We start from the raw sequence: 16,111 nt of genomic DNA, 5'->3' as shown, positions 1-16,111 counted from the left end.
AGGCGCGGAGGTTCGCAGGCATCACTGCACCGATTTCCGCGCCGGTCGGGGCGAGGATAACGTCGGAAGGGAAGGCTTTGATGACGGGCAGGCCGAAGCGCGGCGCATTTTCCCCCGGCGGCGTCGCGGCGCCGCTGCGCTATGCGCTGTTCCGGCGGATCTGGCTGGCGAGCCTGCTGTCGAACCTCGGCCTGATGATCAACGGCGTCGGCGCCGCCTGGGCGATGACCCAGATGACCTCCTCGGCCGACAAGGTGGCGCTGGTGCAGACCGCGCTGATGCTGCCGATCATGCTGGTGGCGATGCCGGCCGGCGCGATCGCCGACATGTACGATCGCCGCCGGGTTGCGCTGGCGTCGCTGTCGGTCGGACTTGCCGGGGCAGTGGCGCTCTCCGTGCTGGCGCATCTTGGTCTGGTGACGCCGGAGATCCTGCTCGGTTTCTGCTTCGTGATCGGCATGGGCATGGCGCTGTTCGGCCCGGCCTGGCAGGCCTCGGTGTCCGAACAGGTGCCGCCCGACGCCCTGCCGGCCGCCGTCGCGCTGAACGGCATCAGCTACAACATCGCCCGCAGCTTCGGTCCGGCGGTCGGCGGCATCATCGTCGCCGCAGCCGGCGCGGTGGCGGCATTTGCGGCTAACGCCGTTTTGTACCTGCCGCTGCTGATGGTGCTGTTCCTGTGGCGGCGTGTCAGCGAGCCGCCGCGGCTGCCGCCGGAGCGGCTGAACCGTGCGATCGTGTCCGGCGTGCGCTACATCGCCAACTCGCCGTCGATCCGGATCGTACTGATGCGGACGCTGGTCACCGGCATCGCCGGCTCCTCGGTGCTGGCGCTGATGCCGCTGGTGGTTCGCGACGTGCTCAAAAGCGGCGCTGAAACCTACGGCATCCTGCTCGGTGCCTTCGGGGTCGGGGCGGTGATCGGCGCGCTCAATGTCGGCTCCGCACGCGAACGGCTCGGCAGCGAGGGCTCGATCCGCGCCTGCACGGTGATCATGGGCGTGGCACTGGCAGCGATCGCGCTGAGCCACTCGGCGGTGCTGACAGCCGCCGCGCTGGTGGTCGCGGGTGCGGTGTGGATGCTGGCGATCGCGCTGTTCAATATCGGCGTGCAGCTGTCGGCGCCGCGCTGGGTGGCGGGCCGGTCGCTGGCGGCGTTCCAGGCCTCGATCGCCGGCGGCGTTGCGATCGGCAGCTGGCTGTGGGGCCACGTTGCCGATCTGGCCGGCGTCGAACTCTCGATGCTGATCTCCGCCGGCACCATGCTGGTGTCGACGCTGCTCGGGCTGTTCCTGCGCATGCCGTCGGTCGGCACCCAGATCGCCGACGCCGATCTGCTAGCGGATCCGGAGGTCAAGCTCGCGGTGACGCCGCGCAGCGGCCCGGTCGTGATCGAGATCGAATACCGGATTTCGGCCGAAGACGCGCGCTCGTTCTATGGCGTCATGCAGCAGGTGCAGCTCAGCCGGCAGCGCAACGGCGCCTATGACTGGTCGATCGCGCGCGATATCGGCGATCCGGAATTGTGGACCGAGCGCTATCATTGTCCGACTTGGCTGGACTATCTGCGCCAGCGCAACCGTTCAACTCAGGACGACCGAGCGTTGCACCAGCGCGCGATGGCATTTCACCGCGGGCCGGACGAGATCCGGGTTCGCCGCATGCTGGAGCGGCCGTTCGGCTCGGTGCGATGGAAGGAAGAATCGCCTGATCGCGCCACCGCCACCGAGGTGCTACCGGTTTCCGGCGTCAGCGGTGGCTCGACCTGAGCGAACTTATTGACCATGGTCGGTCAGAACCTTGGCGCAAGTTTTGCTAAGCCGGGACCGGTTCTTCTGCAAACAACCTAGAATGACCCCGTCGCCCTGATCCATCACCGATCGGCAGAACCGCGACACGTCACGGCCGCAGCCCGGATCGGGGCGGCCGGACTGGGCCTGCGCGACCGACACCAGCAGGAGCAGCGAAACGACCAAACCAACGACTTTCAACATCGAGCGAGTTCCGTATCGAGAATTGATCGAGCGGTTAGCAAGTCGTTAGCCACGTTGTTTGTTCCTTCGGCCCCGATGCCGGGCTGCCTGTACGGCTTTAACTGCTCACTTCCGAACACGCCCGGCCCCGGCGGGGCGAAGCCCGTCCTAGAGCTCCGGTTCTGATAAAATCAGAACCGGAGCTCTAGGTCTTTCTCTTGACGCGTTTTCTTCACGCGAACCGGTATCCACTTCGCTCGAAAACGCTCTAGCCGTCGCCCGGCACGATCACCGTCGGCTTGGTCATCTCGACCACATCCTTGGCCTGGTCGGTCAGAACCCGGAACTGGGTCTGCAAAAACTCAGTCTGGATGCGGACGACGTCCTGGAAGTCCTTGGCGTGCAGCAATCGCTGCGAAAAGTCGAAGGTCGCCTGCACATTGCGATCGACGTAGCTCTTCAGCGCGGAGGCCTGGCTGCTGTTTCCGATCGGCGTCACCGCCAGACTCTTCTCGATGAACTGCAGATAGTTGCTCATCGCGCCCCGCGCCTGTTCGAGGTTCTTCGACATCATGTTGAGAATGACGTCGGATGATTTGTCGTCTGCCATCGCGATCTCCTCGGCCCCCGGGCACTTTGTTATTCAGACGTCTGCATATTGATGTCGAAATCGCCCGCGCCGTCCAGCGACGACGGGGGCGATCTGCAAAGATGGCTAATCAGCCGATCCTGATCGACGATCGTCGTCAGTTGAACCGCGCCCGGTCGAGCTGATCGGTCGCCTTCTGGGCACGGTAGACTTCGCTGACGTACCAGGCCAGTACGATCAGCGTGGCGATCCGCACCACTGAGACCGGCAACATCAGGCTAAAGGCGACGATCAGCAGCGACACCGCGGCGGCTTTCACCACTTTCAACCGATCGTCGAAAATCGGCAGAAACCACGCCTTGTTTTCGTCCGCCCAGAATGGCGGCTTGATGCGGTGCAGGCCGTAGCGTGCCCAAGTATCTTTGAAGCCGAGTTCATAAGCCCACACCAGATACAGCGTGACCCAGAACGACAGGAAGGCGACGACGACGGACATCGGTCCGGCGGCGAAGCCGATGACGATCAGCACGGCCAGCGCCAGTGCGACGAACCATTTCTGCATCGGTTTGACCTTTGATACGACGGGCGGCGCCGCCGCATGCCGGCGGCACAGCCCTTGCTGAAACGTGCCGGCGCTATTTGCGAGCGCAGGACACCACGATGGCGGTCGAGGACGGGCCACAGCTTGCCGTGATCTGTCCGTTCTCCACCACAAGACTTTCGCTGAACTTCGCCCCGGTCGAGCCGATGCAGATCGCCGAAATCAGCGCCTCGTCGGTCTCGCAGGTCGTCGGGCATCCATTGGCCGAGCACGACGACGATGTCACGGTGCGGAACACTGGCGGCGGTGGCGGCGCCGGCGCGACCGGCGTCGCGGCGACGGCGGGCTCGATCAGAACGGCAGGTGTGCCGACACGTTCGCTGACCGCAAGTGCAGCAACAAGGGCGACGGAGCAGAGCAGGATCATCGACGAGGAACGCATACTACCTCCATACCAATTGGGTTTGCACGATATCGGCCGTACCGAAGCATCGTAGCAACACCTCGAAATTTCAACAGGCACAAGTTTAGTCAGACTAAATAGCGAACGAATGAAGACGGTTGGCGGGATGTGAACTTCGGACGTGATGGCACGACGCCCGCACTTCGGTCGACCCATCACAGATGGCGTTACCGATGCCTATCAGTCTGTCAACGTGGCGGATTTCGCCGCATTGCGGGACGCCCGCGACGCGTTTAGATGCCGACAAGGGCGCGCCGGCACTCACAAGATCGACTGCGTACCGGTGAACGAGCCGCAAGTAGTTCGCAAATTCTGTCCGGAATAAACCGGACAGTAAGTCGTGGCGCGGAGTCAGCATTGAGCTCCACTTGCGCTCGCCAGCCAGCTGATTCGCCGCCGCGCAGCGCAACAGCTGAGCGCGGCTCGAGAGCAACCGCGCGGCTTGTCAGGCGAACGACAGCTTTGCGGGTCTAAGTCCAACGGGTCGGCGCTTTGATCAGGTGACGCTCAATCACTCGCCTTCCGGGATCGCCGGCCGCAACGCACATGTGATGGCGCGGCGCCCGGGCTTCGATGGGATGCTCTCGATGAACAACGTTCTACTTCTCAAGCTGCACCGCTGGATCACCCTGGTGTTCGCGCTGCCGCTGATCGTACTGATCCTCACCGGCCTGATCCTGTCGGCCGAGCCGATCATCCAGAGCCGCGGGCTGCCGGCCGGGCTGGTCGATGCCGATCGCCTCACGGCGTTGCTGCAGCGCTACGACCCCGCCGGCCAGGCGCGCGGGCTCAGCATCAACGCCAGCGGCCAACAGATGCGCCTGCTCGGCGTCACGGCACCGGCGATCGATCTCGTCAGCGGCGAGCCGGCCGCCACATCCGACCGGCTCGGCGACGTGATGCTGTGGGCGCGGCGCACCCACGAGCATCTGCTCGGCTACGACTGGCTGGTGATCGGATCGACCATCGCGATGGTGGTGATCATGGGCATCGGCATCGTGATGGGCCTGCCGCGTCTGCGCAACAGCCTTGCCGGCTGGCACAAGGGCGCGGCATGGCTCACGCTGCCGCTGCTGCTGCTCAGCCCGATCACCGGGCTGTTCATGGCATTCGGTTGGACGCTGACCGGCGCACCACCGTCACCGCTCCGGCCGCCGCTGCCGCTCACTGAGGCGGTGCGCTCGCTGGCGCAGACGCACGACGTGTCGCATCTGGCGATGCTGGCGCAGCGCGGCCAACGAATGATGGCGCGGATCTACGAGGACGGCGAGTTGCGCGCCTACACGTTCACGGCCGGCGGCGTGACGCCGATGCCGCGCAATTGGCCTCGGCTGTTGCACGAGGGCAATTGGTCGGCGCTGATCGCCGGCACACTCAACCTCATCGTCTCGGTGGTGCTGGCCGGACTGTTGAGCACCGGCCTGCTGCTCTGGGCGCGGCGCAAGCTGCGGCAGCACCCCAAGCGGGCCAGCATCGCGCCGTCCGCGCGGCCCTCAAGTCCGACATCGCCATGAAGTCGCTGCTCGGCGCGAAAGTATAGTCTCTCCGTCCAGCGCGGTGCACTGAGCTTCTGGATTGATACGCTTCGGTCGCAATGACGCTGGCGGAAGGCGCGACTACCCGATCGCCCCGCTTGTGACGGGCGTGAAGTCCGGAACGCCGAGTTCGTCCTTGCGGTGACAGGCGACGTAGTGCTCGGGGCCGGTGGTGTCGAGGAACGGCAGGTCTTCCCGGCAGCGCTCGATCACGAACGGGCAGCGGCCGGCGAAGCGGCAGCCGGGCGGCGGATCGACCGGCGACGGCGGCTCGCCCTTGACCAGATACTTCGCCTTCAGCTCGTCGCGCAGCGGGCCGGGCGGCACCGCGGCCGACACCAGCGACCAGGTGTAGGGATGGCGCGGTGCGGTGAACAGCGTCGAGGCCGGCGCCTGCTCCACCACCTTGCCGAGATACATCACGGCGATCTCGTCGCAGAACTGCTGGATGACGCCGAGATCGTGCGAGATGAAGATGTAGGTCAGCCCGCGCTCGCGCTGCAGCTTCTTCAAGAGGTTGAGAATCTGCGCCTGGATGGCGACGTCGAGCGCCGACACCGCCTCGTCGCAGACGATCAGCTCCGGCTCCGGCGCCAACGCGCGGGCGATGCACAGCCGTTGCCGCTGGCCGCCCGAAAACTGATGCGGAAACAGATCGGCGGCTTCGGGCGGCAGGCCGACTTCGGCCAGCAATTGCTTGACGCGCGCATCGCGCTCGCTGCGGCTGCCGATGTTCAGGAGGTCGAGCGGCTCGCGGATCTGGTCGCCGGCGCGGCGGCGCGGATCGAGCGCCGAGAATGGGTCCTGAAACACGATCTGCACGTGCCGGCGCACCTGCCGCAGCGGCTCGCCGGTCAGCGGCATGATATCCTCGCCGCGAAACACGATCTGGCCGGAGGTCGACGGCACCAGCCGCATGATCGCCTGTGCGGTGGTCGACTTGCCGGAGCCGCTTTCGCCGACGATGCCGAACGTGGTGCCGCGCTTGACGCGAAAGCTGACGCCGTCGACAGCATGAACGAACGACGGCTTGCCCCACGGCCGCTTCTTGCCGGCGCGGAAATGCACCACAAGGTCGTTGACGTCGAGCAGAATCGGATCGCCGTCCGGCGGGTTCGCGCGCTGATGCATTATGCGGCGATCTCCTCGGCGCGCCAGCACGACACAGTATGGCCGGGCGCGATGGCGCCGAGCGGCGGCTGCGGCCGCGAGCGGCACACCTCGCGCGCATTGGCGCAGCGCGCCAGGAAGGCGCAATCCGGCCCGCGCTGGCCGAGCGACGGCACCATGCCGGGGATCTCGCCGAGATCGACCCAGCGGTCGGGCTTGGCGACGCCGACCGCCAGGTGCGGCACGCAGCCGAGCAGCCCGCGCGTATAAGGATGGCGCGGCGCCGCCGCGAGTTCGTGCGACGGCCCGGTCTCGATGCAGCGGCCGGCATACAGCACCGCGATATCGTCGGCGAGTTCGGCGACCGCGCCGAGATCATGGGTGATCAGCACGATCGCGGTTTCGGTCTCGTCCTGCAGCTTGGCGAGCAGGTCGAAGATCTGCGCCTGCACGGTGACGTCGAGCGCGGTGGTCGGCTCGTCGGCGATCAGGAGCTTCGGCTTGCAGGCCAGCGCCATCGCGATCATCACCCGCTGCCGCATGCCGCCCGACATCTGGTGCGGATACGCCTTGGCGCGCTGCTCGGCGGCCGGGATCTGCACCGCCTTGAGGAACTGCACAGCCTGCTCGGTCGCATCCTTGCGGCTCATGCGGCGGTGATAATACAGCACCTCGGCGATCTGATCGCCGACCGTGTACAGCGGATTGAGCGCCGTCATCGGCTCCTGGAACACCATCGACACCGCGTCGCCGCGCAGCGCGCGCATCCGCTTGTTGCGGGCGGTCAGAAGGTCCTCGCCTTCGAGCAGGATACGGCCGCCGGTGACGACAAAGCCCTCCGGCAGCAGCCGCATGATCGCCAGCGCCGTCATGCTCTTGCCGCAGCCGCTCTCACCGACCAGCGCAATCGTTTTGCCCTTATCGATGGTGAACGACAAATTCTCCAGCACCGGCACCAGATCGCCGCGGCGATCGGTCATGCTGACGCTGAGATTGTCGACTTCGAGCACCGGCGCCATCATCACCTCCGTCGCAGCCGCGGATTGACCGCATCGTTGACGCCGTCGCCCACCAGGCTGATCGCCAGCACCGACAGGAAGATCGCGGCGCCGGGGAACGTCACCGCCCACCAGGCGTCGAGCACGTAGTTGCGGTTCTGGCCGATCATCAGGCCCCAGCTCATGGTGTTGGGATCGCCGAGGCCGAGGAAGCTGAGGCCGCCCTCGAACAGGATGGCGACGCCGATCGCCAGCGTCGCCGACACGATGATCGGCGGCAGCGCGTTCGGCAGCACCACCCGCAGGATCAGGTGCAGATTGCCGGCGCCGGCAGCGCGCGACGCCTTGATGAAATCGAGATCGCGCAGCCGCATGAATTCGGCGCGCGTCAGCCGCGCCGCCGAAGTCCAGCTCACCGCGCCGATCGCCAGCGTGATCGTGGTCAGCTTCGGCCCGAACAGCGTCACCAGCACCATGGCGAACAATAGCGGCGGCAGCACCTGGAAGAACTCGGCGATCTTCACCAAGAGGCTGTCGATCCAGCCGCCGAAGAAGCCGGCCAGCGCGCCGACCGTGACGCCGATGGCGATGGTGATCAGCGCCGCCACCGCACCGACCGTCAGCGTCGCGCGGCCGCCATGCACCAGGCCGGCCAGCACATCGCGGCCGAGATAATCGGTGCCGAGCCACGCATCCGCCGACGGCGGCGTGAACGGCAGGCCGACAATCTCCAGAGGATCGATCGTGTAGACCCACGGCCCAAGCACCGTCATCGCCACCAGCACGATCAGCAGCACGGCGCCGGCGACGCCGGACGGGCTCTTCATGAACTGGCGGAAAGCCGCCCTGGCGGGTGACACGGCCGGCGTGGCAGGTAACACCACCACGGCGGCCGATGGCGGAGTCGCGATCAGGGTGTGGTCGAGCGTGCTCATCGGGCCCCCGCGCGGATTCGTGGATCGATCAGGCGGTAAACCAGATCGGTGATGATGTTGGCGGCGATGACCATCACGGCCGAGAAGAACAGCACCGCCATCAGGGTCGGGTAGTCGCGGCGCAGAATCGAATCGAACACCAGCCGGCCCATGCCGGGCCAGCTGAACACCGTCTCGACCAGCACCGCGCCGGCGAACAGATTGCCGAACTGCAACCCGACCACAGTGACGATCGGGATCAGCGCGTTACGCAGCGCGTGCTTGAAGATCACCACGCTCTCCGGCAGGCCCTTGGCGCGCGCGGTGCGGACATAGTCGGCCGACAGCACGTCGATCATGTTGACGCGGGACAATCGCGAATATTGCGCGATGAACACCAGCGCCAGCGTCAGCGACGGCAACACCAGATGGGTGGCGACGTCGAGCACATAGGCGAAGCCGCTCTTCGGATTGACGACGTCGGCCATGCCGTTGACCGGCAGCACCGGCCACACCGAGCCGAACAGCAATAGCAGCATCAGCCCGGTCCAGAACACCGGGGCGGCGTAGCCGGCCAGCGATAGCACGGTGACGCCGTGACTCAGCAAGCCGTTGGGGCGCCGCGCGCTGATCACGCCGAGCAGCGTGCCGATCATCACCGCGGCGAACAGCGACGACAGCGCCAGATACAGCGAGGCCGGCAGCCGCTGGGCGATCAGCGACAGCACCGGCTGGTTGAAGTAGTAGGAGTAACCGAAGTCGCCGTGCAGCACCTTGCCGAGATACGTGAACAGTTGCGTCAGCAGGCTCTGATCGAGACCGTATTTGGCGCGCAGTTCGGCGATCACTTCAGCCGACGCCCCACCCATCTCGCCGGCGATCACCTGCACCGGATCGCCCGGCGCAAGATGGATCAGGCAGAAATTCAACACCAGCACCGCGAGCAGCAGCGCCGCGGCATTGGCGAGTTTTCCGAAAAGATGGGTGAGAAGCGTCATGTGGCTGGTTCGCGCTCTGCTTGATCAGGTCTTCGGCGGCGTCGCCCAGTAGATTTCGTCGAGCGGCGAGACGACACCCCAGATCGTCGTCGGCAGCCCGCCGAGGCCCTTGGCGAAGGCGTTGCGGAACGGCACGGCATTGATGAAGAAGATCGGCACCTCGTCGACGACGATTTTCTGGAATTCCGAGTACAGCGCCTTGCGCTTCTCGGGCGAGGTTTCGACCGCCGCCTTGGCAAGAAGGTCGTCGACCTTCGGATTGGAATACTGCTGGGTGTTAGACCAGATGATGCCCTTGCGGATATTCGACGTCAGGTACGTGCGGTCGACGCCGATCACCGGGTCGGCCCAGTTGTAGACAGAGTCCATCGTCAGATCGAAATCGAAGTTCGACACCCGTTGCGCCCAGGTCGGGAAGTCGGGCGCGGCGCGGACTTCGAGATTGAGGCCGATGCGCTTCAGCGCCGACCGCATGTACTCGGCGACGTTGCGCTGCTGCTCGTCATTGCCCGGCAGATAGTCGATCGTCAGCGTTGCGCGGACGCCGCTGCCGTCCGGTTTCAGCCCGGCTTCGTCGAGCAGCTTGTTCGCCTTGGCGACGTCGAATTTGTAGAGCTCGACATTCGGCTCGTCGAACGGCGAGCCCGGCGCGATCGGGCTGATCGACGGCATCGCCTTGCCGCCCATCAGCTTGCTGACGATGAAGTCGCGGTTGGCCGCATAGGCGATCGCCTTGCGGACGCGAACGTCGTCGAGCGGCTTCTTCTTGGTGTTGAAGGCCAGCCAGTTGAGCGCGCCGAGGCCGGCAAAGCCCTTGTCGATGACGACGAGATCCTTCGCCTTCTCAAGCCGGTCGATGTCGCGGACGCCGGACAAGAACGGCAGCGCGTGCACTTCGCCGCGCTCGGTCGACACCATCAGGGCGTTCGGGTCCGAGATCAGCCGCACCACGATCTTGTCGAGCTTGGGCCGGCCCGGGATGAAGAACTTGTCGAATTTCTCCAGCGTGTAGTAATCGCCCTGCTTGTATTCGCCGAGCTTGTAGGGGCCGGAGCCGACCGGCTTGAGATTGGCCGGATGAGTTTTGACATCCTGGCCGTCGCCATAAACGTGCTTGGGCAGGATCGGCATCAATGCCGGCGACATCGCCAGCAGCAGCGCCGGATGTGGATGCGCCAGCTTGATGACCGCAGTCTTCGGATCGGGCGTCTCGACGCTATCGACGGCGGCCAGCATCGTCTTGAACGGATGGTTGGCCTTGATGGTCATGATCGAGAACGCGACGTCCTCGGAGGTCACCGGCTTGCCGTCGTGGAACACGGCGTCGTCGACCAGCTTCAGGGTGATCGACAGCCCGTCCGGCGCGACCTCCCAGGACTTGGCCAGATAAGGCTGCGGATTCCAATTTTCGTCGAAGCGCAGCGGGCTGGCGAAAATCTGCGTGCTCGGCAGCGCGGTGGCGATGCCGGACTGCACCGCGCCGTTGAAGTGACGCGGCACCTGCGTCGAGCCGATCACCAATGTGCCGCCGCTGCCGGCCGACTGCGCCCGGGTCTCGAACGGCAGCCCCATCAGGGCGGCGCCCCCGAGAGCGCCGATAACAAAGGATCGCTTCGTCAACTTCATCGATTTGAACTCCGCCATGAGGGTTCGAGACTAAGTGCTGTCGATCCGCGAGCGCGGCGTATCGACGAAACGGAACGGCAGGGCGCGGCGCTCATGCCGCGACACCGGCCGCGAGCGCGCGGTCGAGGATCGCGTCGAGCACCGCCGGCTCGGGCAGATCGGCGGTGCCGACGCCCACTAATACGATGCCGGCATCGTCGCCCGGCTGATCGGCCGGCACCAGCGACCATACACCTTCGACCATCTGAAACACCTGCGGCGAGTCCTCGCCGTCGAGCCGGCACGAGCCCTTCAGCCGCAGCAACTCCGGCGGCAGCGCCGCCACTGCGCCGGCGATGCGGGCGCGGTCGAACGCGCCGTCGCGGCGATAGGCAAAGCTGCGGAAGGTCTCGCCATGATTAGACGCTGGCAAGTCGGCACGGAACGCCGACGCTTGCGCGGGCGCATCGAGCGCCGACAGGCTCGGCAAAGAGTCGCGCGCTGTCTCGATCATCTGCATGCCGGGGCGCAGCGTCAGAACCGCCGCTCGCGCGGCCGCCAACGTTGCCGCATCGACCAGATCGGTCTTGCTCAGCAGCACGACGTCGCAGCGGTCGAACTGGCTGCGCACCGTGGCGCCGACGCGGGCGTCGCCGAGCAACGCGGCGATGCGGCTGGCATCCGCGAGCACGATCACGCGGTCGAGCCGCAATGTCGGCTCGATCAGCGCGATCTCGGCAATTTTCCACGGATCGCCGACGCCCGAGGCTTCGATCACGATGCGCTCGAACGGCACCTCCGCATCCAGCACCTGGCACATCGTCTCGATGAAGCTGGTGCCGATGCTGCAACAGATGCAGCCATTGGTCAGCGTCATGGTGGTGCCGTCATGGCCCTGGATCAGCGTCGCGTCGACGTTGATCTCGCCGAAATCATTGACCAGTACCGCGGTGCGCGGTCCGCCGCCGGCGAGCAGATGGTTGACGAACGTGGTCTTGCCAGCGCCGAGGAAGCCGCCGATCACCGTGACTGGGATGGTCGCGGTCGCTTTCCTCATGCGCGGGGCGCCTCCCGAACCACGCCGCCGACCACGGTGCCCCAGATCGTGATGTCTTTCAGCTTCTCCGGAGCAACGGTCAGCGGATCGTCGTCGAGCACGGCGAAATCGGCGTATTTGCCGGTCTCGACGCTGCCGACCAGATGGTCCATTTTGAGCGTATAGGCGGCATCGACCGTGATGGCGGCGAGCGCCTGCTCCACCGTCAGCGCTTCGCTGTCGCGGCCGAGCACGCGGCCGCCCGAGGTGACGCGGTTGACCGCGCACCAGGCAGTGAACAGCGGCGCCAGCGGCGTCACCGGCGCGTCCGAATGGATCGCGAACGGCACGCCGATGCGGCGCGCGGTGCCGGTGGCGTCGATCCGCGATGCGCGCTCCGGCCCCATGGTCAGCTCGTAATGCGCATCGCCCCAGTAATAGATGTGGTTGGCGAACAGATTGGCACAGACGCCAAGCGCCTTCATCCGCCGGAACTGCGCCGCATCCGCCATCTGGCAATGCTGCAGCGTGTGGCGATGATCCGGCCGCGGCGCCGCGATCTGCGCCGCCTCGATCGCGTCGAGCGCGGCTTCGGTCGCCTCGTCGCCATTGGTATGGATGTGGAGCTGGACGCCGGCGCGATGATACTTGTCGACCAGCCGCGGCAGTTCTTCCGGCGCGATGTACCACAGGCCATTGGCGGCGCCGTTGTGATAGCCGGGCCAGCGCAGCCGCGCCGTGAAGCCCTGGATCGAGCCGTCGACCACCAGCTTGACGATTCCGTAGTGCAGCTTGGCGCTGGCGTGGCCGCGCAGCGTCTCGAGCTTGGCGATCGCCTGCTCGGGGGTGTGCGACACTGCGGCGAGCGCCGGCACCAGGCGGACGCCAAAATCATCCTGGCTGGCGACGCTGCGATACACCTCGATGGTCGGATCGTTGAGGTCGTTGTGCAGGTCGGTGATGGTGGTAACGCCCTGCACGCAGGACGACGCCGCGTAGCGCCGCACGTCTGCCTCGGTGATGGTACCGGCCATCGGGTTGTGGCCGAGCGCGCGGAACAGCCGCATCCGCGCCGGGATGCCCTGCAGCTCGCCGCTGGCGAGGCCATCAGCGCCGGCGACGACGCCCGAGATCTCGGTCGCGCGGAGCAGATCGGCGAGTTCAAGCGTCGCGGTGTTGACATTGTTGATGTGGAACGAGGCGTGGACCACCAGCACCGGGCGCTTGGTGGAGACGCGATCGAGATCCTGCCGCGTCAGCATCTTGCCGCCGATATGCAGCGGGTCGAAGCCCCAGGCGTACAGCGGAGTCGCGTCGTCGGGCATCGCGGCTTCGGCCTGCTGCAGACGCGAAACGATCGACTCGATATCGGGAACACCGGCGACCACTTTGCCTTCCGGCGACCGCCGATCGAACGCGCCGACGTACGGCAGTTTCCACATCAGGCCTTCCATGATGTGGGCATGGCCCTCGACGAAGCCGGGCATCAGCACCTTGTCGGCGAAACGATTGTCGAGCCGTGCGCCATTGACACACAGCTCGTCGGCCGTGCCGGTCGCCACGATCCGCCCTTCACGCACCGCAACATGCGTCGTGAAGGGACGCGACGGATTCATCGTGATGATCTTGCGGGCCGAATAGACGACGGTATCGTGGTTCACGCTGCTGAGCCTTTCGAACTTACGATTGCAAGCGTGAAGCCATTGACCACCTCACACTAGCGCCAGATGGTCCGCACGAATGGAGCCAGCACCTATCCGCGTAGCGCCGGGCTCGCTGGCAGACTTCTTGCTTAACGCTCAGGATCCGACATACTTGGATTCCGCCCGTGGAATCTGCCCGCGTTGAGTAGGTTAAATCGTTTGGGAAAGCTCGCACAGGTCACCTACCCGGAAGCGTCGCGGGATCGAACGCTCGATCATTCAGCAAATGCCGCCTCATTAGGCAACAGCGACGCTCTATTCTGGGGTGCGTTGTTCCGGGGAATGGATCGCGGCGGTTCGTTCCTGCAGCTGCAGATCCGCCAGATCATCGTCACGGCGATCGAGGACGGCCGGTTGCCGCTCGGCATGCGCATGCCGTCAAGCCGCGATCTCGCGGCTGTGCTGAAGGTGTCGCGCAATACCGTAGTGATCGCCTACGAGCAGCTGGTCGACCAGAATTTCTTGGTGTCGCGCCAGCGCAGCGGTTACTTCGTCGCCGGCCTGCCTAAGAAGATCGCCACCGGCGCCGAGAAGCCGGCCGAAGCCGCGAGCCGGGACGATGCGCATTGGGCCGCCCGCTATGCGGTGCAGCCCTCGGCGCACCGTAACATCGTCAAGCCGGCCGACTGGCAGGCGCAGCCCTATCCTTTCATTTTCGGCCAGTTCGACCCCAGCCTGTTCCCCACCAATGACTGGCGCGAATCGGCACGGGCCGCGCTCAGCGTTCCCGAGATCAAAAACTGGGCGCGCGACCTGATCGACGGCGACGATCCGGCGCTGATCGAGCAACTTCAATTGCAGGTTCTGCCGCGCCGCGGCATTCATGCCCGCTCCGACGAGATCATGATGACGATCGGCGCTCAGCACGCGCTGTATCTGATCGCGACGCTGTTCATCAGGCACGGCACCCGCGTCGGCATCGAAGAACCCGGCTACCCGGACGCGCGCAACATCTTCCGGATGCTGACGCCGGACGTCGTACCGCTGCGCTCGAACTCGCAAGGCTTGTTACCGGACGACACGTTCCGCGGTTGCGCGCTGGCTTATGTGACCGCCAGCCACCAATGCCCGACCGCCACCGTCATGCCGCTGCAGCGAAGGCTGGAACTGCTGAAGGCTGCCGAGACCGGCGACGTCGTGCTGGTGGAGGATGATTACGAAGGCGAGCTGATGCCGGAGGCCGCGACGCTGCCGCCGCTGAAGAGCCTCGATCACGCCAGCAACGTGCTGTATGTCGGCAGCCTGTCGAAGGCGCTCGCGCCGGGGCTGCGGCTCGGCTATGTCGTGGCGCCGGCGCCGGTGATCCGCGAGCTGCGCGCGCTGCGCCGGCTAATGCTGCGCCATCCGCCGCTCAACAACCAGCGCGTCGCCGCGCTGTTCATCGGCCTCGGCCATTATCGCTCGCACCTGCAGCAGGTCGGCCGCGTGCTGCTGGAGCGCGCCAGGGTGCTCGACCGCCTGCTTCCCAAATATCTGCCGGACTGCACGTTCTCGCGCGGCCCCGGCAGCACCAACTACTGGATCGCCTGCCCGCCCGGCACCGACACCACCGCGCTGGCCCAAGCCGCGCTGGCGCAAGGCGTGGTGATCGAACCCGGCGCGGTGTTCTCGATGGACGAAACCGCCAGCCGGCACTGCTTCCGCCTCGGCTTCTCCTCGATCCGCACCGACCGCATCGAAACCGGCATCCAGCGCCTCGGCGAAGTGATCGCGGCGTATTTGAAAGCGGAATCGTGAAATCCGCCGTCATGGCCGGGCTCGTCCCGGCCATCCACGCCTTTCAACCGTCCAACGCGCAAAGGCGTGGATGCCCGGGACAAGCCCGGGCATGACGCAATCTGATGCGGCGAAGCGAACTACATCAGCTCGCTGAATCCCTTCGCGGCGCTGATCAGCGCAATCATCGCGAGGCTGGCGATCGAGATGTGGCGATGCAGCTTCTCGGTGCCGCGGCGGAAGCCGAGTTCGCCGACCCAGGTGCCGAGAAACATCACCGGCAGCGCCATCACCGCCAGCCAGATCACCGCCGGCGTGGCGAGGCCGACCAGCGCGATGCTGATGAAGGCTGCGATCGAGGTGGCGAGAAAGAACACCAGCATCGAGGCCCGCGCCGCCACGGCGCGGAACGGGCCAGACATGTAGTACACCACCGCGGGCGGCCCGGGCATCGCGGCCAGCCCGTTGAACAGCCCCGCGATCAGTCCGACCATCGCGGTGGCGAGCCGCGACGGCACTGCCGCCAGCGCGAAGCCGCGGCCGAGCATCAGCACCGCCACCGCGATGATCACCGCGATGACGATCCGCGCCACCGGCGCCGGCGCGACGCTGAGCGCCAGCGCGCCGAGCGGCGAGCCGATGACGGCGCCGACGATCAGCCAGCGTAACGAAGGCCAATGGCAGTCGCGATGATTGCGCCGCAGATCGTTGAGCCCGCCGAGACGCTGCAGCAGCACCGCGACCGGCACCGCCTTGGCGGGCGTCATGAACAGGCCCATCAGCGGCACGGCGGCGAGCGCGAAGCCAAAGCCGGTGAAGCCGCGCAGCAGCGCCGCTGCCATCACGGCGCCCAGCGTTGCGGCGATCAAAGGCGGCGCCGGAAGCGCGCTGGCGAGGCTCGCCTGCGCGGCGGCGATCAGATCCTGCATG

15 protein-coding genes are annotated in these 16,111 nt (G+C 66.0%); 4 read left to right on the top strand and 11 right to left on the bottom strand.

The annotated features are described in order from the left end of the window. The first annotated feature begins 80 nt into the window (after nucleotides 1-80). Complete coding sequence (locus tag D4Q52_RS04265; protein WP_119855303.1) at nucleotides 81-1,769, top strand: MFS transporter; 1,689 nt, start codon at nucleotides 81-83, stop codon at nucleotides 1,767-1,769. A 6-nt stretch (nucleotides 1,770-1,775) separates the two neighbouring features. Here the strand turns inward: D4Q52_RS04265 and D4Q52_RS04260 are convergent, their stop codons facing one another. From D4Q52_RS04260 to D4Q52_RS04250, 3 genes are all read right to left on the bottom strand, one after another. Further along, on the bottom strand, nucleotides 1,776-1,994 hold the full coding sequence (locus D4Q52_RS04260) for a hypothetical protein (protein WP_119855302.1): 219 nt from the start codon (nucleotides 1,992-1,994) through the stop codon (nucleotides 1,776-1,778). A gap of 247 nt (nucleotides 1,995-2,241) precedes the next feature. Further along, on the bottom strand, nucleotides 2,242-2,583 hold the full coding sequence (locus D4Q52_RS04255; RefSeq protein WP_119855301.1) for a phasin family protein: 342 nt from the start codon (nucleotides 2,581-2,583) through the stop codon (nucleotides 2,242-2,244). 136 nt (nucleotides 2,584-2,719) lie between these two features. Next, a complete protein-coding gene (locus D4Q52_RS04250; RefSeq protein ID WP_119855300.1) occupies nucleotides 2,720-3,124 on the bottom strand; it encodes a hypothetical protein in 405 nt (134 codons plus the stop codon). Between the two features lie 98 nt (nucleotides 3,125-3,222). Between D4Q52_RS04250 and D4Q52_RS26995 the strand changes: the two genes are divergently transcribed. Further along, on the top strand, nucleotides 3,223-3,600 hold the full coding sequence (locus D4Q52_RS26995) for a hypothetical protein (RefSeq protein ID WP_182915228.1): 378 nt from the start codon (nucleotides 3,223-3,225) through the stop codon (nucleotides 3,598-3,600). Between the two features lie 553 nt (nucleotides 3,601-4,153). Beyond that, a complete protein-coding gene (locus tag D4Q52_RS04240) occupies nucleotides 4,154-5,080 on the top strand; it encodes a PepSY-associated TM helix domain-containing protein (RefSeq protein ID WP_119855427.1) in 927 nt (308 codons plus the stop codon). 102 nt (nucleotides 5,081-5,182) lie between these two features. Here the strand turns inward: D4Q52_RS04240 and D4Q52_RS04235 are convergent, their stop codons facing one another. From D4Q52_RS04235 to D4Q52_RS04205, 7 genes are all read right to left on the bottom strand, one after another. Further along, nucleotides 5,183-6,232: an ABC transporter ATP-binding protein gene (locus tag D4Q52_RS04235; RefSeq protein WP_119855298.1), complete on the bottom strand. Its 1,050-nt coding sequence runs from the start codon at nucleotides 6,230-6,232 to the stop codon at nucleotides 5,183-5,185. Continuing rightward, nucleotides 6,232-7,230 (bottom strand): ABC transporter ATP-binding protein, encoded by a 999-nt coding sequence (locus D4Q52_RS04230; protein WP_119855426.1) that lies wholly within the window; start codon nucleotides 7,228-7,230, stop codon nucleotides 6,232-6,234. Before D4Q52_RS04230 ends, D4Q52_RS04235 begins: the two co-directional genes overlap by 1 nt. Nucleotides 7,231-7,232: 2 nt before the next feature. Continuing rightward, nucleotides 7,233-8,144, bottom strand: a complete 912-nt coding sequence (locus tag D4Q52_RS04225) for an ABC transporter permease (RefSeq protein ID WP_119855297.1) — start codon at nucleotides 8,142-8,144, stop codon at nucleotides 7,233-7,235. Continuing rightward, nucleotides 8,141-9,121, bottom strand: a complete 981-nt coding sequence (locus D4Q52_RS04220) for an ABC transporter permease (RefSeq protein ID WP_119855296.1) — start codon at nucleotides 9,119-9,121, stop codon at nucleotides 8,141-8,143. Before D4Q52_RS04220 ends, D4Q52_RS04225 begins: the two co-directional genes overlap by 4 nt. A 24-nt stretch (nucleotides 9,122-9,145) precedes the next feature. Further along, nucleotides 9,146-10,747, bottom strand: a complete 1,602-nt coding sequence (locus tag D4Q52_RS04215; RefSeq protein ID WP_119855425.1) for an ABC transporter substrate-binding protein — start codon at nucleotides 10,745-10,747, stop codon at nucleotides 9,146-9,148. A gap of 91 nt (nucleotides 10,748-10,838) precedes the next feature. Next, complete coding sequence (locus D4Q52_RS04210; RefSeq protein WP_119855295.1) at nucleotides 10,839-11,783, bottom strand: CobW family GTP-binding protein; 945 nt, start codon at nucleotides 11,781-11,783, stop codon at nucleotides 10,839-10,841. Further along, complete coding sequence (locus D4Q52_RS04205; RefSeq protein ID WP_119855294.1) at nucleotides 11,780-13,423, bottom strand: amidohydrolase; 1,644 nt, start codon at nucleotides 13,421-13,423, stop codon at nucleotides 11,780-11,782. Before D4Q52_RS04205 ends, D4Q52_RS04210 begins: the two co-directional genes overlap by 4 nt. A 324-nt stretch (nucleotides 13,424-13,747) precedes the next feature. Here D4Q52_RS04205 and D4Q52_RS04200 point away from each other — a divergent pair, with 324 nt between their 5' ends. Next, nucleotides 13,748-15,202: a PLP-dependent aminotransferase family protein gene (locus tag D4Q52_RS04200; RefSeq protein WP_234831061.1), complete on the top strand. Its 1,455-nt coding sequence runs from the start codon at nucleotides 13,748-13,750 to the stop codon at nucleotides 15,200-15,202. 119 nt (nucleotides 15,203-15,321) lie between these two features. On the opposite strand, the gene D4Q52_RS04195 is transcribed toward D4Q52_RS04200, so the two are convergent. Further along, nucleotides 15,322-16,110 carry a sulfite exporter TauE/SafE family protein gene (locus D4Q52_RS04195; protein ID WP_119855292.1) on the bottom strand — a complete coding sequence of 263 codons (789 nt, stop codon included), beginning with the start codon at nucleotides 16,108-16,110 and terminating at the stop codon, nucleotides 15,322-15,324. Nucleotide 16,111 lies beyond the last annotated feature (1 nt).

Origin of the sequence: Rhodopseudomonas palustris (assembly GCF_003591005.1) — a bacterium.
Classification (GTDB): Bacteria; Pseudomonadota; Alphaproteobacteria; order Rhizobiales; family Xanthobacteraceae; genus Rhodopseudomonas; species Rhodopseudomonas palustris_K.
Note: the sequence above shows the minus strand (reverse complement) of the source record. Positions and strands in the feature narration are given on the sequence as shown.

Excerpts from the sequence above, each read along its gene's own strand:
- D4Q52_RS04200 (WP_234831061.1), top strand. The coding sequence starts at position 13,748 with ATGGATCGCGGCGGTTCGTTCCTGCAGCTGCAGATCCGCCAGATCATC.
- D4Q52_RS04240 (WP_119855427.1), top strand. The coding sequence starts at position 4,154 with ATGAACAACGTTCTACTTCTCAAGCTGCACCGCTGGATCACCCTGGTG.
- D4Q52_RS04210 (WP_119855295.1), bottom strand. The coding sequence starts at position 11,783 with ATGAGGAAAGCGACCGCGACCATCCCAGTCACGGTGATCGGCGGCTTC.
- D4Q52_RS04250 (WP_119855300.1), bottom strand. The coding sequence starts at position 3,124 with ATGCAGAAATGGTTCGTCGCACTGGCGCTGGCCGTGCTGATCGTCATC.
- D4Q52_RS04255 (WP_119855301.1), bottom strand. The coding sequence starts at position 2,583 with ATGGCAGACGACAAATCATCCGACGTCATTCTCAACATGATGTCGAAG.
- D4Q52_RS26995 (WP_182915228.1), top strand. The coding sequence starts at position 3,223 with ATGGCGGTCGAGGACGGGCCACAGCTTGCCGTGATCTGTCCGTTCTCC.
- D4Q52_RS04260 (WP_119855302.1), bottom strand. The coding sequence starts at position 1,994 with ATGTTGAAAGTCGTTGGTTTGGTCGTTTCGCTGCTCCTGCTGGTGTCG.
- D4Q52_RS04230 (WP_119855426.1), bottom strand. The coding sequence starts at position 7,230 with ATGGCGCCGGTGCTCGAAGTCGACAATCTCAGCGTCAGCATGACCGAT.
- D4Q52_RS04235 (WP_119855298.1), bottom strand. The coding sequence starts at position 6,232 with ATGCATCAGCGCGCGAACCCGCCGGACGGCGATCCGATTCTGCTCGAC.
- D4Q52_RS04195 (WP_119855292.1), bottom strand. The coding sequence starts at position 16,110 with ATGCAGGATCTGATCGCCGCCGCGCAGGCGAGCCTCGCCAGCGCGCTT.
- D4Q52_RS04215 (WP_119855425.1), bottom strand. The coding sequence starts at position 10,747 with ATGAAGTTGACGAAGCGATCCTTTGTTATCGGCGCTCTCGGGGGCGCC.
- D4Q52_RS04220 (WP_119855296.1), bottom strand. The coding sequence starts at position 9,121 with ATGACGCTTCTCACCCATCTTTTCGGAAAACTCGCCAATGCCGCGGCG.
- D4Q52_RS04265 (WP_119855303.1), top strand. The coding sequence starts at position 81 with ATGACGGGCAGGCCGAAGCGCGGCGCATTTTCCCCCGGCGGCGTCGCG.
- D4Q52_RS04225 (WP_119855297.1), bottom strand. The coding sequence starts at position 8,144 with ATGAGCACGCTCGACCACACCCTGATCGCGACTCCGCCATCGGCCGCC.